The 14,555-nt window shown below is 50.9% G+C and carries 12 protein-coding genes; 11 read left to right on the top strand and 1 reads right to left on the bottom strand.

Annotated features, from left to right (window positions below):
* Positions 1-15: 15 nt before the first annotated feature.
* The 11 genes from WA411_RS07115 to WA411_RS07065 are packed head-to-tail and all read left to right on the top strand — an operon-like array spanning position 16 to position 13,585.
* Positions 16-1,011, top strand: a complete 996-nt coding sequence (locus WA411_RS07115) for a polysaccharide deacetylase family protein (RefSeq protein ID WP_336064804.1) — start codon at positions 16-18, stop codon at positions 1,009-1,011.
* Positions 1,008-2,834: a carbamoyltransferase family protein gene (locus WA411_RS07110; RefSeq protein ID WP_336064803.1), complete on the top strand. Its 1,827-nt coding sequence runs from the start codon at positions 1,008-1,010 to the stop codon at positions 2,832-2,834. The genes WA411_RS07115 and WA411_RS07110 overlap by 4 nt, the downstream gene beginning before the upstream one ends.
* 24 nt (positions 2,835-2,858) lie before the next feature.
* Complete coding sequence (locus WA411_RS07105) at positions 2,859-3,986, top strand: GNAT family N-acetyltransferase (protein ID WP_336064802.1); 1,128 nt, start codon at positions 2,859-2,861, stop codon at positions 3,984-3,986.
* Positions 3,976-5,052 carry a FemAB family XrtA/PEP-CTERM system-associated protein gene (locus WA411_RS07100; RefSeq protein WP_336064801.1) on the top strand — a complete coding sequence of 359 codons (1,077 nt, stop codon included), beginning with the start codon at positions 3,976-3,978 and terminating at the stop codon, positions 5,050-5,052. The genes WA411_RS07105 and WA411_RS07100 overlap by 11 nt, the downstream gene beginning before the upstream one ends.
* Before the next feature lie 11 nt (positions 5,053-5,063).
* Positions 5,064-6,218 carry a glycosyltransferase family 2 protein gene (locus WA411_RS07095; protein WP_336119306.1) on the top strand — a complete coding sequence of 385 codons (1,155 nt, stop codon included), beginning with the start codon at positions 5,064-5,066 and terminating at the stop codon, positions 6,216-6,218.
* Positions 6,218-7,573, top strand: a complete 1,356-nt coding sequence (locus WA411_RS07090; RefSeq protein WP_336064799.1) for an O-antigen ligase family protein — start codon at positions 6,218-6,220, stop codon at positions 7,571-7,573. The genes WA411_RS07095 and WA411_RS07090 overlap by 1 nt, the downstream gene beginning before the upstream one ends.
* Positions 7,570-8,727 (top strand): glycosyltransferase family 4 protein, encoded by a 1,158-nt coding sequence (locus WA411_RS07085; protein ID WP_336064798.1) that lies wholly within the window; start codon positions 7,570-7,572, stop codon positions 8,725-8,727. Before WA411_RS07090 ends, WA411_RS07085 begins: the two co-directional genes overlap by 4 nt.
* A gap of 2 nt (positions 8,728-8,729) precedes the next feature.
* Positions 8,730-10,625, top strand: a complete 1,896-nt coding sequence (gene asnB, locus WA411_RS07080; protein ID WP_336064797.1) for an asparagine synthase (glutamine-hydrolyzing) — start codon at positions 8,730-8,732, stop codon at positions 10,623-10,625.
* Positions 10,625-11,767: a glycosyltransferase gene (locus tag WA411_RS07075; RefSeq protein WP_336064796.1), complete on the top strand. Its 1,143-nt coding sequence runs from the start codon at positions 10,625-10,627 to the stop codon at positions 11,765-11,767. The genes asnB and WA411_RS07075 overlap by 1 nt, the downstream gene beginning before the upstream one ends.
* A 40-nt stretch (positions 11,768-11,807) precedes the next feature.
* Positions 11,808-12,602, top strand: a complete 795-nt coding sequence (locus WA411_RS07070; protein WP_336064795.1) for a glycosyltransferase family A protein — start codon at positions 11,808-11,810, stop codon at positions 12,600-12,602.
* A 50-nt stretch (positions 12,603-12,652) separates the two neighbouring features.
* Positions 12,653-13,585, top strand: coding sequence for a glycosyltransferase family 2 protein (locus WA411_RS07065; protein WP_336064794.1), 933 nt, complete (start codon positions 12,653-12,655; stop codon positions 13,583-13,585).
* Positions 13,586-13,654: 69 nt separating this feature from the next.
* Here the strand turns inward: WA411_RS07065 and WA411_RS07060 are convergent, their stop codons facing one another.
* Positions 13,655-14,554: an aminoglycoside phosphotransferase family protein gene (locus WA411_RS07060; protein WP_336064793.1), complete on the bottom strand. Its 900-nt coding sequence runs from the start codon at positions 14,552-14,554 to the stop codon at positions 13,655-13,657.
* Between the last annotated feature and the right edge of the window lies 1 nt (position 14,555).

Genomic DNA, 14,555 nt, shown 5'->3' with positions numbered 1-14,555 from the left:
TCCAGGAAAGGAATTATGTTCGATCAACGGAAAGACATAAGGCTCCCTGCCGAAACCCCGCCACAACTTGTAGTTGTGATTGATACAGAAGAAGAGTTCGACTGGAATGCCGAACCTGACTCAGAAGCAAATGGCGTATCCGCCATGGCCCACATTGATCGAGCTCAGGCGATTTTTAATGATTATGGCATTAAGCCCTGCTACGTCATTGATTATCCGGTTGCCAGTAAGCCCGAGGGATACGGACTGCTTAAAGAGTTTGCAGAAAAAGGGCAGTGCGAAATTGGTGCCCACCTGCATCCCTGGGTGAACCCACCCATTGAAGAAGTGCTCTCCAAGCCAAACACCTATCCGGGCAATCTTCCTGAAGCTCTGGAACGCAAAAAGCTCCAGACGCTGCGTGACACGATTAGCGAAAACTTCGGTTCCGCGCCCGTTGCGTATAAAGCAGGTCGTTACGGGTTCGGACCCAATACGACGGGAATTCTGCAGGAATTGGGGTTCAATGTTGATCTTTCTGTCTGCCCACCGCTGGATTCCAGAGCCGATGGCGGGCCGGATTATCGCCGGTTCGATGCTCATCCGTTCTGGTTTGGTGGAACCGAGAAGCCAATCCTTGAATTACCTTGCACTGGTGGGTTCATTGGATGGGCGAACGCGGCAGCGGTTCCTTTATTCGAGACTGCCCAGGCCCTCAAAAAGTTGAAGGCACCGGGAATCCTTTCGCGGCTTGGGGCCGTGGACAGGTTGATGCTATCACCAGAGGGCTTCAGTCCGGCAGAACATATCAAGCTAACCCGTGCGTTGTACAAGCAAGGCGTCCGGACCTTCACCTGGAGCTTCCACAGCCCCAGTGTCGTACCCGGGAATACCACCTATGTGCAGGACGACGCCCAACTTCGCCAGTTCCTGGACAGTTTCCGACGTTATTTCGATTTCTTTTTCAATGAGTTAGGTGGCCAGGCTTCGACGCCTGTTCGCATTCGCAAGCTTATGGAGAGTATGGCATGAAGGTGCTCGGGATTTCCCCGCTAGACAAGGATTCAACCGTTTCGATCGTTGAGGACGGGAACATTCTGTTCGCCGCTGGAGAGGAGCGCTTCTCCAGAACAAAGCAACAATCCGGTTTCCCAAGGCTGGCTCTTGAAAAGGCTCTTGCCTACACCGGCCTCTCCATAAATGACTTCGACCAGGTTTGTTACCCATTCCTGACTTGGGACAACGAGCAAAAACTGTTTTCGAAAAATCTTGAGGACGAACGTGCGTTTATCAAAGAGTTCCATCCGAAAGATTTGGGGCCGCAGATAAAAGAGGCTCTGGGGCGCGTGCCTGACAGAAACGAGCCTATCCATGGGCTGGAACACCCGAATGCCATTATGGAGAAGGGGTTTCTTCACAGCTCCTATTACAGTATGGCTGGAGCGCAGAAACTTGCTTCTAATACCGCCGCTTTGAAATCTTCGCGCCAGTGGGGGGAAGCCGCAACTCAATCGTTCCAGCATTGGGAAAAGGATTTAACAGCTGGCCTGGCCGAGATGGGTTGGACAAAACCGGTCAAGCGCATGGACCATCATCTGTCTCATGCCGCCAACAGCTTCCTGTGCAGCGGTTTCGAGCGGGCACTCTGTGTCACTCTGGACGGCTATGGCTCGGGCCTCGCCGGTTCCGTGAGCGAAGGGCGGGATGGCAAGATCCGTCGTTTGCATGGACTGCCATTTCCCAACTCTCTGGGCACACTCTATGAACATGTAACATCAAGCCTCGGCTTCAAACCCAGCCGCCATGAGGGAAAAATTGTAGGCCTTGCATCCTACGGAGATCCCTCAATTCTTGGCGATATTCTTCTTTCCCGAATTGACGAAGCACCGGGCGATTTTCGCATTTACGAGGCGAATAACGTTTACTTTTCCCGCTATCTCGCTTCCAAGTTTCCAAAAATAGATGTCGCCGCCGCGTACCAATACGTTCTGGAAAAAGTAGCGACGAACTATATCCGCTACTGGGTTCAGAAAACCGGCATAGATACCATCGTTCTCTCTGGCGGTGTGACGGCGAACGTTAAGCTGAATCAGCGGATCTTCGAGATTGAAGGCGTCAACCACATCTTCGTGTATCCGAACATGGGAGACGGGGGGTGTGGCACTGGCGCAGCGCTTTACCATAGCTGGCCGGGAGGCGTAAAACCCTCAATCTCCAGCGCTTACATGGGGCCTGATTATTCCGAGGCGGAAATTGAAAAGGCCCTTCAGGCTGAGGGGCTTGACTATCGGCGCCCCGAGAATCTCGCTGCCGAGGTCGCAGGGCTGATACATAGCGGTCAAGTGGTTGCCCGCTTCGATGGCAGGATGGAATACGGTCCAAGGGCCCTTGGGAACCGATCGATCATGTATCACGCCAGGGAACCGGAAGTGAACCAATGGCTCAATAAGCGTCTCGGACGCACGGAATTTATGCCCTTTGCACCGGTGACTCTCTACGAGGCGAGAGAAAAGTGTTACCACAATATTAGTGGCGCCGAGCACGCTGCCGAATTCATGACCATCACTTTTGACTGCACCGAGTTCATGCGAGAGAACTGCCCGGCCGCCGTGCACGTTGATGGTACGGCTCGACCCCAGCTGATACAGCGGGAAGTGAATCCGGGCTATTACGATATTCTCAAGGAGTACGAAAAACTCAGTGGCATACCCAGCCTGATAAACACCAGCTTTAATATGCACGAGGAGCCCATTGTGGATTCCCCGGAAGATGGAGTTCGTGCTTTCCTGCAAGGTGCTCTGGATTACCTGGCGATCGGGCCGTTCCTGGTGAAACATCCCAACCCCCAGCACTGATTTCAGGCTAACGGAACTAACGCCATGACAGCAGGATTGCTGACAGTAACAAGAGAGCCAGCGGCCGGCAGCACACAGCTTCGTGATGACTGGCTCGATCTTGAGGGCCGTGCGTCGCCCACGGTCTTTCTTTCGTGGCAATGGCTGGGGCATTGGCTTCATGTCTATCAGCCTCATGCCTGGGTACTGCGGGTAATCGAGGGTGAACGCCTCGTGGGTTTGGGGTTGGTGGTCGAAACCGATGAACGCCGCCATGGCGTACTGAAATCCCGTTGCTTGAGGCTTCATCAAACGGGGCACAAGCTTCTGGACCAGATCTGGATAGAGTACAACGGGTTTCTGGCAGAACACGGCAAGGAAGACGCGGTAGCGGATGCGTGCCTGCGGTATCTGTGCAATTCGATGCCGGATTGGGATGAATTTGTCATCGGCGCGATTGATGCGGAAGAGGCGGAACGTTACGCACGTATAACCGGCCTGCACAAACACCTTCGCTGGGAAGCTCCCTGTTTCGGAGTAGATCTTGATCACCTCAGACGAACTGGAGGACGGTACCTGGACACCCTGTCGAGAAATACCCGCCACCAGATCAACCGCTGCTATCGGCTATACCAGCAGCGGGGCGATGTACGCCTGGTTCGCCCCGATTCGGTAGAGGAAGCCCTTGCGGTGTTTGACCGGATCGGTCCAAGGCATCTCGAGCGTTGGGGGGCGGGCCCTGATCAAAGTGGCTTTGCGAATCCCGATTTTGTGCGTTTTCACCGCGAGCTGATTCGTTTCCAATGGCCGGATGGCGGGGTAGATCTGGTGTCGCTCATGGTCGGTGATGAGGAAATCGCCTCTTTCTACAATCTTGTTTACAACCAGGTGGTTTATTTCTATCTGGGCGGTATGGAAGTTGAGACCGACAACCGTTTGAAGCCTGGATTGCTGGGCCACAGCCTTTGTATTGAAGACTATCGTCACCATGGTTTTCATTATTACGATTTTATGGGGGGCGATGAGCGCTACAAGTCAAACCTGGGGCATCTGCATCGGCACCTGGTGCAGATTTCGCTGCAAAGGGCCCGTTTCAAACTGAAGCTTGAAGATGTGGCACGTCGTGCCAGAAACCGCTGGATCAGGGAGGCGGGGGGTGGCAATGAACGCTGATCTGCAGGTTCGCGTGTCCCGGATGAGCGTTTATCCCATTGAGGAATACGATGCTTACGTGTCCGGCCACCCGGAGGCGACGCCTTATCACAATAGCGGCTGGTTAAAAGCTATAGAGCGGGCTTATCACCATACCGGTTGGCTCGTAACGGTGCACAGGGAAGGAGACTTGTGTGGCGTGCTGCCATTAGTCGAGGTGAAGCCACCAGTCGGATCAAAAAGCCTTGTCTCTCTGCCTTTCTGTGACCTGGGTGGTCCACTGGCCGATGATGATGATGTGCGTTACCTGCTAGAGACAGAGGCTAAAGGCCTTACGAAGACGAATAAGGCAAGGCTGCTGGGGATTCGAGAAGGTGGCGAAGCACTGGGTGAAGCACAAACGGATGCGGCCGAGGGGAAAGTGCGCATGTTATGCCCACTGCCGGAAAACTCAGAGGCGCTTTTTAAAAGCTACAAACCAAAACTCCGCAGCCAGATCCGCAAAGCCGAGAAAAACGGTCTGACAGCCGAGATACGAAATGACATCGAAGCGGTGGACCTGTTTTATGAAGTATTTGCCCGGAATATGCGCCGGCTTGGATCCCCGGTGCACAGCCAGACGTGGTTCCGGGAATTGAAGCTGGCGTTCGGCGATCAGATGCTGGTTGGCCTGGTATTCCTCGAGGATCTTCCGGTTGGAGCGGGAATAGTGCTTCTGGCTCGCGACCAGGCCTGTATTCCCTGGGCGTCTACGCTGGACCGGTATAACCATCTGGCGCCAAATATGCTCCTATACTGGACGCTGCTTGGCCACGTTTGCGACCGGGGCTGCCAGATGTTCGATTTCGGGCGGTCAACGATGGGCGAAGGAACGTACCGGTTCAAAAAACAGTGGGGTGCCAAGCCCTACGAGTTGGTCTGGAAAGAGTGGGTGGCGGGCGATGGTTCCTACCAGTCTGCCAATATGCCGAGTGAGCAAACCCCTGGCTCCCGTTTACGGCCGTTCGTCGAGAGGGTCTGGCGAAGACTGCCGCTTGCACTGGCAAATTGGATAGGCCCTAAACTGAGGCGCTACATCACCTTATGATTTTCGTACTTGTGGTTACCGTGATCTGCCTGTTGATTCCTGTGTACGTCTATATCGGTTACCCAGCGCTACTGTGGCTTTTCACCCGTGGCAAACCAATGGTCACACACCAGCGCGAGGATTCATTTCCTTCGGTGGCGCTGATCATCTCCTGTTACAACGAAGCAGAGGTTATCCGCGAAAAACTCCGCAATGCACTGGAACTGGATTACCCGAAAGGCTCACTTCGGATTATTGTGGTGTCGGACGGTTCCGATGATGGCACTGATGATCTGGTAAGAGAGTTTTCGGATGACGGGGTTCTACTAATCCGCCAGGAGGGACGCCTCGGGAAAACGATGGGGATCAACCTAGCAATGGAGCAGGTTTCTGAAGAGGTTACAGTCTTCAGTGACGCAAATGCTATGTATGCTTCGGACGCCATCTCAAAACTGGTGCGCAATCTTGCCGATCCCAAGGTGGGCTATGTTGTGGGGGCTGCGCTGTATACAGATGGTGATCAGGGTGCCAGTGCACAAAACGAAAACCTCTATTGGAACTATGAGCTTGCCATAAAATCCATGGAGTCCAGGCTGCATTCCGTGGTGGGTGGCGATGGCGCCATTTATGCCATTCGGACGGAGCTCTGGGAACCGCTTCAGCAGCAGGACATCAACGATTTCGTCAATCCACTGCAGATTATTGCTAAGGGTTACAGGGGCGTATTCGATGGTGAGGCAACGTGCTTTGAAGAAACAGCGGGTGATTTCGACCGGGAGGTGGCACGAAAAGAGCGGATCGTGAATCGAAGCATCAGGGGGTTGATGCGGGTTAAAGCGACCATGAACCCGTTCAAGTCAAGGGTGTTTGCCTGGCAGGTTATTTCTCACAAGTTTTTGCGGTGGCTGATTCCGTTGTTTCTGGCCATTGGGACCATTGGTAGCGTAATTCTAGCGTTGCGCGGCTACGGCTTGTTCCAGTTGATTACTCTGGGTGCCATCGCCTTGCTGCTGTTGGCTTGGGTGGGTTATCGAGCCGAGGATAAGAACCGTCTCCCCGTGTGGTTCTCATTTCCCTATTACTTCGTAATGGTGAATCTCTATTCCCTGAAAGGCATTTTCAGAGCACTTCGGGGTGAAACCCAGGTTGTATGGAATAGCGCAAGGCCGGGGCGGGAGCAAAACTGATGTCCAAGTTTGCGCTTTTATTCTTGACGGTCTTTTTCGCAGGCGTTGTTGCGACGTTTTTTTACAGCGCCACCGCCTCGTTCATGCTTTATCAGATTGTCTACATGCTGAACCCGGATGTGCGCTGGTGGTCTGCCCATATTCCAGGGCTCAGATACTCTTTGGTTACTGTTGTGCTGATGATGATGGCACTGACAATACACTATAAAACCCTCTCTCCTCTCAGCCCATGGTCCCGGCAGCCCCTGGCAAAGTGGCTGGTTCTGTTCCTGGGCATGTATTACGTGGCGTATCTATTTGCGGTAAACCCGGCCGCACATCATCAATTCACCTTCGATTTCACGAAGCTGATTATCATTATTGCCATCGCATACAAGCTGATCCATTCCGAGAGAGCGCTTAACGCTGTCCTCTGGACCTACATTGTCGGTGCAACCTATGTGGGATACGTGGCGTGGACTGTCGGTCGGGGCTCTACAGGTCGGGTAGAAGGTATAGGCATGGTGGATACGGGCGGGGACTCCAACCACACAGCAGCTGCTCTGGTACCCGCTGCTGTGTTATTGATCTATTACGCCTGGATGGGCAACAAAAAGATCCGGCTTTTATGCTTTTTGTGTGGTGCGTTCATTGTCAATGCTCTGGTACTTATCAACAGTCGCGGTGCTTTTTTGGGAGTCGTTGCAGGAGGCGGATTATTCATTTGTTACATGCTCTTCTCCCGGTTTCAGAAGGCGGGCCAACGGGCTACTGCCATCGTGATCATCCTGGCCGGGCTTTCCGGCGGATTGTACGTTGCCGATGACACGTTCTGGGAGCGCATGCAGACACTTCAGGCAGACGAGGATGGTCAGAGAGGCGGAGCTGGCCGAATGCATTTCTGGTGGGCTACCTTCGATGTCCTTGAGGATTATCCGATGGGTGTGGGTATTGGTGGCTTTCAGACACTGAGCGGCTCGTATCTCGATGAGAGTGTGACAACTTACCGGGTTGAGAATCGTGCCGTCCATTCAACCTGGTTCCAACTTCTGGGAGAAGTCGGCTGGATTGGAGCCGCCATTTTTCTCTGCCTTTTGTTTTCAACCTGGCGCCTGCTGGGCGACACGAAAAAGCACCTGATCGAACAGGGGCGAAACGATGCGTATTTTCAGATGATTTCGCTTCAGTGCGCCATGATCTCGTTTATGGTGGCCGCGACTTTCATCGACCGCATACGAGCAGAGATCTTCTTCTGGTTTTTCCTGTTTATCGCCGCTGCCGCCAACATTTACTACCTGCGCTATATAAACGACACGAAAACCAGTCGGGCGACGTCCCGAAAATTCAAAAATCCCACAGGAGCTGAGTCTTTATGAAACCCCTGAGAGTGTTGCAGTTCATTACGCCTGCGGGGTTCTATGGCGCAGAACGATGGGTGCTTGCCCTGGCTAATAACCTGAACCGGGATCATCTTGTCTGTGATCTTGCGGTCACTCGTGAAAGCTCTGCACAAGACCTGACAGTAGCGGAACTTTATCCGGGTTCAGTAGGTGAGGTGCATTATCTGGATATGGCCGGCCGGTTCGACTTCAGAGTCGTGAAGCAGCTTTGTGATGTGATTAAAAAGCGACGCATTGATGTTATTCATACCCATGGCTACAAGTCGGATATTCTCGGCCTGCTTGCAGCGAGGCGTGCGGGAATTCGCTGTGTTAGCACGCCCCACGGCTTTTCCGGAAACGTTGGTTTGAAGCTCGGGGCCTTTATTCGAATAGGCACCTGGATGTTGAAATACTTCGATCGTGTGGCTCCGCTCTCGGAAGAGCTTGTGGCCGACATGAAACGGTTTGGGGTCCCAGACAGAAAGATAGCCTTCGTACGAAATGGTGTGGACCTCACCGAAATTGATGCTTCTCTCAAAGAATTTAAACCAGGAAATCAATCAAACAGCGTGGATCGTGTTATAGGTTTCATCGGTCAGATGATCCCGCGAAAAGGAATTCCGGATCTACTTGACGTTTTCGACCAGCTTTACCGGGAAGACAAAACCCTCAAACTGCAGCTTCTGGGCGACGGGCGCCAGCGTGAGGAGCTTGAAGAAAAGGCGGCTCGGCAGGCCAGCGCCAAAGCCATCGAATTTTTGGGTTTCCGCAGCGACAGACTTGAGCTGTTGTCCCGTTTTAACCTGTTTGTTATGACCTCTTCTTTGGAGGGGATTCCACGGTGCATGATGGAGGCCATGGCGGTGGGTATTCCAGTGGTTGCTTATGATATCCCCGGTGTTGACAAGCTTGTCACACATGGCGAAACGGGATTGTTGGCGCCACACGGCGATAAGGCAGCCCTTGCCAACAGTTGTCGTCGGCTCCTTGACGATTCTGCGCTCGCGGCCCGGTTATCCGCCAACGCACGCCAGTTGATTGATGAAAAGTACTCGGCTGCGCGCATGGCACAGGAATACGAACATCTATTCGCAGATCTGCTGGGGCTTGATATGCCGTTCTCCCCGGAAAACGCGGGGGTTAGCTGACCGTGTGTGGCTTTGCAGGGTTTCTTCGCTCCACAGCAGTACCCAATCGTGATGCGCATCGTGAATGGCTGGAGAACATGGGCCAGGCTATCATCCATCGGGGCCCGGATGCCGGTGGTGTGTTCCTGGATGACCACATAGGTCTGGTTCACCGGCGCCTGAGCATCATTGATCTCAGCGATGCCGGTACCCAGCCCATGAAATCGGCCAGTGGCCGCTACATCATTGCATTTAATGGTGAGATCTATAATTTCCGGGAGATTCGGAAAGAGCTTGAAGCGGAAGGGAGGATTTTCACCACCGGAACGGACACTGAGGTTCTTCTTCAGTTGTTTGAGCAAAAAGGATTCCGGTGTCTTGATGACCTAAACGGGATGTTCGCGCTGGCCATCTGGGATACCCGAACCCAGGAGGTCTTCCTGGCCCGTGACCGCCTGGGTAAAAAGCCCCTCTACTATTATGAGGCCGGCGGCCACTTCGCATTCGCATCCGAGATCAAAGCTTTGTTGAAGCTGCCTTTTCTAAAGCGGCAATTGCGGCCCGATGCGATCAAGGATTTTTTTGCTTACCAATACATACCAGACCCGAAAACCATCTATACCAATGTCCATAAACTGCCCCCTGGGCATTGGTTGAAGACCAACGGCAAAAATACACAACTTCATCAGTACTGGGACGTGTCCTTTGCACCCACGGTGCCCCGAAATATTCAGGACATTGAGGAGGGATTATATGAGCTGATAGACGATGCCGTGCGTTTGCGGATGATCAGCGATGTTCCCCTCGGAGCTTTCCTGAGCGGAGGTGTGGACTCAAGCGCCATTGTTGGCCTGATGGCGGGCCAGTCGGAACGCCCAGTCACCACATGCTCCATTGGGTTCGATTCTGAAAGGTTTGATGAGGTTAAGTATGCCCAGCAAGTCGCCAGGCAATTCAAAACCGATCATCATGAGTTTACGGTGCGGGAGAACGTGGCGGATAACCTTGCAGGTATTGCCCGGTTTTTTGACGAACCTTTTGCCGATCCCTCTTTTGTGCCCACCTATTTTGTCTCCCAGTTAGCGCGCCAAAAAGTGACCGTGGCTCTGGCAGGCGACGGAGGTGATGAGAACTTCGCTGGCTACAGCAAATACCGCACCGATCAGGTTGAAAACCGATTACGCTGCCTGTTTCCTGGCCCGTTTCGCCGGAGCATTTTTCCGGGGATGGCCCAGATCGCGGGGAGCGTGAATAACCCTATCTTGCGGAAAGCCCAATCATTACTTGGAACTCTGGCGTTGGAACCGGATCAGGCATTCTTCCGGACAAACTGTTTCTTCCGTCAGAGCGTGTGGGACGACCTGGTCAGGGGAAAGTTCAAGCAAGATACAGAAGGGTATGATCCTGCGGAGATAACGCGCCAACACTACCACCAAGCAGACAGTGACGATCATCTAGGCAGAATCCTTTACACGGATATCAAAACTTACCTACCCGGCGACATCCTCGTGAAGGTGGATCGAATGAGTATGGCAAACTCCCTCGAAACGAGGGCGCCGCTGCTGGACTACCGGGTAGTGGAGTACGCAGCGCAGATTCCCTCGGCTTTAAAGCTTCATGGCAAAGAGAAGAAATACGTTCTGAAAAGAGCCTTCTCGAAGAAGCTGCCAGATGACATTCTGTATCGAAAGAAAATGGGTTTCTCAGTACCCCTTGCGGACTGGCTGCGAAATGAAATCCGTCCAATTGCCGAAACGCTTCTATTGAATCCAGAAAGTGGCCTATCCCAATATTTCGATAGACAAGGTATCCAGAAGCTTTGGCTTAAGCATCAGAATGGCGACAGCCAGTACACCCAGGAATTGTGGTCTTTGTTAGCCTTTGAGCTTTGGTGGCAGCAGTATGAGGGAGCGTATTAATGCCCCAAACAACGTTATCAGAAAGGCCTGCGAAGCCCGGTATCCGAGTACTTCACGTTACCTTCAACATGGGAATTGGTGGCACTGAACAGGTGATACGCCAGTTGATTGAAGGTATGGATCCCGATCAAGTGCAATCGGAAATTCTTTGCATTGACGGTCATGTTGGGGCAATGGGTGAAAATCTAAGGGAAGCGGGTATAAAGGTCCACACGATTGCCCGTCAGCCGGGATTCGATCGTGCTCTTGTTTCAGGCATTCGCAAGTACCTGAGGCAAGGCCGCTTCGATGTAATCCACTGCCACCAATACACTCCCTATTTTTATGGGTGGCTGGCCGCCTGGGGTACGTCCGCGAGCGTTGTGTTTACGGAACATGGACGCTTTTACCCGGATCGCCATCGTTATAAGGCGCTGCTAATCAATCCAATCATGGCATTGATGACCCCGGCTCTGGTGTCCATATCTGAAGCCACTCGTGAAGCGCTCGTTCGTTATGAGTTCATGCCCCGAAAAAAAATACGAGTAATTTATAACGGTATCTCGCCGCTTCACAGGGACGACAGGGTGGTGGAACAAATTCGGGAATCCCTTGGGATACCCAAAGAAGCGTTTGTAGTGGGAACCGTCTCTCGTCTGGATCCGGTCAAAAATCAAACCATGATGTTGAGTGCTTTCCAGCGTTTCTCCGAGCGTAATCCCGATGCATGGCTTTTAATGGTAGGAGACGGCCCAGATCGCCAGAAGCTGGAGCAATTAGCCATCCAACTCAAAATCGGTGACCGGACCGTGTTTACCGGATTCGTGAATAAACCCGCCCAGCATCTTGCTGCCATGGATATTTTTCTGCTCTCTTCTCATACCGAGGGGACATCCATGACACTGCTGGAGGCTATGAGTATGGGGACCCCTCCGGTAGTAACAAACGTTGGTGGTAATCCGGAAATCCTGACGGAAAAGCTTTCCAGAAATATGGTACCCAGTGATGACGCAGAGGCTTTCAGTGAAGCAATCACCGAGCTGTGGTCAGACGAAAACCTCAGGTCTGCTCAATCAACTTTGGTGAGGGAAATTTTTCAGAACAGGTTCTCGAACACCATAATGGTTAAAAGCTACATGGAACTGTACAAGTCTGTTTGTTGAATGCAGTGCGTTAGGTGAGATTGTCTTAGGGAGAAGGGTTATGAGAATTGGTATTGTTATCCCGTTAAAATCGAAAAGGGTTGCAAAAAACTGGGACACGACAACCAAAAACTTACAGGCGACCGTTGATAGTGTTCTTGCTCAGAGTTCTGAGAATTTTAATGCGGTGGTGGTTGGGCATGATTGTCCTGAATTTCTGAATGATGATTCTTACCAAAATTCAAAATGCGAGTTTTTAAAATATTCCGATTTCGAGCCACCCGTGGCCGGAGAAATAGAAGCTGAAAACCAGTTAAAATATGAATTTGATCGGTGCACGAAAATTCTGCGTGGCATTATGCACCTTCGAGATCAGAACCCTTCGATCACTCATTGGTTCGCATTGGATGCAGATGACCTGATACGAAATGATTTTGTTAGGGCCCTTGAGAAGTACGAAAAATCTAAAGTAATTATACTGGACAATGGTTATTTTTATTTTAAGAGCTCAGGAATTATTAATGAGGAAAACGAATTCAGCGCATATTGTGGATCATCTGCGGTAATTTCCGATACGGTTTTCAGTCTGCCCGACACTGTCGACGAAAAAAGCTATAGAAGTACGCCTTTTGGAAACATCTCACATGTACATATGAAGCAACGGCTAGAGGCTGACGGATGGTCAATGAGCGTGCCCGATGAAAGAATAGTTATGTATGTTCGCGATAACGGTGAAAATATAAGCAACGACGCCTACTGTAATACGCCTTATAAAAAAATCAAAAAAACAGTGAAGTCAATTCTTCGTTACAAATCTGTAAGCAGAGACGTAAAGGCTTCCTTTGGCTTGAATTGATTATCAGCACAGAAATTATAAGATAAGTAAAACATAGGGACTGTCGAATAATGAAGGGATTAGTTTCTGTTATCGTACCAGTCTATAATCGCGGGAACCTTGTTTCAGAAACTATTGATAGTATCCTGATGCAATCCTATGAAAAATATGAAGTTATCTTGATAAACGACGGATCGAGTGATGATTCCTTATCGATACTCAGGGATTATGAGCAGCGTTTTCCCGAGAAGATTCGCGTAATTGATCAACAAAACCAAGGGCAGATCATCGCAAGAAACAACGGTATCAAGGTAGCCCGTGGCCAATATATTGCGTTTCTGGACAGTGATGATCTTTGGAAAAAAGACAAGTTGGAGCGGCAAATTCCGCTTTTTAAACAAGGTGTAGGCCTGGTTTATTCGGGAACAGAGATAATCAACGAGAAAGGCGAAACCGTGCGGCTCGAACCCGCCGACAAGGCCCTTGTTGGAGATATTTATGGCCAGCTGTTGGTCAAAAATCGAATGACGGGTGGGACGGTAGTGGTAACAGCGGAGGCATTGGAAAAGGTAGGGGTGTTCTCAGAAGACTTTAAAGCCGCTGAGAACTGGGATCTCTGGTTACGTATTTGTAAGGAATATTCGGCAGACGTGGTGGCTGACCCGCTCATCGAATACCGTGTCCATAGCAATAATATGTCATCCGACGGCCAACTTATGCTGGATGCGAAGATGAAAATTATTGAAAAACACTGCGACTTGAAAAGCCGTGATCCATTGATTTCACGCTTTTCGAAGCTTGCGTACGCCGACTACTTTTATCGCGTAGGGCTGGACCATTTTGCTAACGAGCGTTATCTCAATGCCAGTAAAGCGTTTATTAAGACTCTGCAGCATTCCTTTACCTACCTGGATGCACGGGAACGGTTGCTAAGAAGTCTTGCTGGACCCTACGTTAACCGAATGTTAAGAGCAATTAAGGATGGCAAGAAAAAGAATCCTTGATGACCAACACAAATTATGTGCTCGTTCTCCTCAATCATGTCGCTGTTCCCGTGAAAATAGACAATTATTTTAGCTGGTTTGAGACTCCAGAAATCTAAAAAGTACCTGCTTTAACCACGCTCGATAGGTCGATCTTTTTTCTCCCATACTCCAGGGACCCAATCGTAATAAAATGTGATGTAGAAAATGCCATTGAATTGCTTCCTTAGGAATGCCTAGATGTTTCGCTTCGTTCACTATTTCCTCTAAGGTTGCAATTTTAACAGCTCGGTCTGGTGATGGTGAGGAAGAGGGTAGTGAGAGCGCAAGAGTGAAATGATCATACATCGGCATCTTGGTTATTTCGAAGTCCTCGAAGTCGATGACTGTAATGTTCTGCGTGTCGATAATCACATTATTCAAACAAAAGTCGCCGTGCTGTGGGATCGCGGGACAATCAGGCATCTTTGCGAGCTCATTCATTGCAAGTCCAACAAGCTTCTCAAGCCCAGGTTCGAGGCTTTGCTCCAGCTTTTTGTATTGTTCATACACTTGGCGGAGTTCTTCATGGGGGAGAAAAGACGTAATTTTATTGCTATCAGAGCGTAGAGCAGATTGAAAATCTTTGAGTGTTTGCCACAATTTCCGCTCCAGTCCAGCGCGCGCGTCTTCTGTAAAAAATTTCGACTTAATCTGGAACCAAGGTAAACCTTTCACGCCCTCCTGAACATCATACTTCTCACCTGCGTATTCGAGTGTACCCATGGGTCTCGGGACGAGATCGCCGACTAACCTATACAAATATTCATGGATTTGGTGGGAATGGAGTTCCCGGTCGGTACTGAGTTTGCGGAGGACGTATGTCGGGTGTTCAGAGCCATCGAAAACTAAATATACTGGACGGGACGTACTTATGCAGGCAATTGAGTAATGCCAGATAGGCTTTTCGAGAAAGCTAACTGTTTTAAGGAGCTGCCTGATTAATAGCATT

Source organism: Marinobacter sp. CH_CUG1437-1, assembly GCF_037029655.1.
Taxonomy (GTDB): Bacteria; Pseudomonadota; Gammaproteobacteria; order Pseudomonadales; family Oleiphilaceae; genus Marinobacter; species Marinobacter salsuginis.
The sequence above is the reverse complement of the archived record's forward strand: the minus strand, read 5'-3'. Positions and strand labels throughout refer to the sequence as shown.

Coding starts and splice junctions, on each gene's coding strand:
- WA411_RS07115 (WP_336064804.1), top strand. CDS start 16: ATGTTCGATCAACGGAAAGACATAAGGCTCCCTGCCGAAACCCCGCCA.
- WA411_RS07110 (WP_336064803.1), top strand. CDS start 1,008: ATGAAGGTGCTCGGGATTTCCCCGCTAGACAAGGATTCAACCGTTTCG.
- WA411_RS07105 (WP_336064802.1), top strand. CDS start 2,859: ATGACAGCAGGATTGCTGACAGTAACAAGAGAGCCAGCGGCCGGCAGC.
- WA411_RS07100 (WP_336064801.1), top strand. CDS start 3,976: ATGAACGCTGATCTGCAGGTTCGCGTGTCCCGGATGAGCGTTTATCCC.
- WA411_RS07090 (WP_336064799.1), top strand. CDS start 6,218: ATGTCCAAGTTTGCGCTTTTATTCTTGACGGTCTTTTTCGCAGGCGTT.
- WA411_RS07085 (WP_336064798.1), top strand. CDS start 7,570: ATGAAACCCCTGAGAGTGTTGCAGTTCATTACGCCTGCGGGGTTCTAT.
- WA411_RS07075 (WP_336064796.1), top strand. CDS start 10,625: ATGCCCCAAACAACGTTATCAGAAAGGCCTGCGAAGCCCGGTATCCGA.
- WA411_RS07070 (WP_336064795.1), top strand. CDS start 11,808: ATGAGAATTGGTATTGTTATCCCGTTAAAATCGAAAAGGGTTGCAAAA.
- WA411_RS07065 (WP_336064794.1), top strand. CDS start 12,653: ATGAAGGGATTAGTTTCTGTTATCGTACCAGTCTATAATCGCGGGAAC.
- WA411_RS07060 (WP_336064793.1), bottom strand. CDS start 14,554: ATGCTATTAATCAGGCAGCTCCTTAAAACAGTTAGCTTTCTCGAAAAG.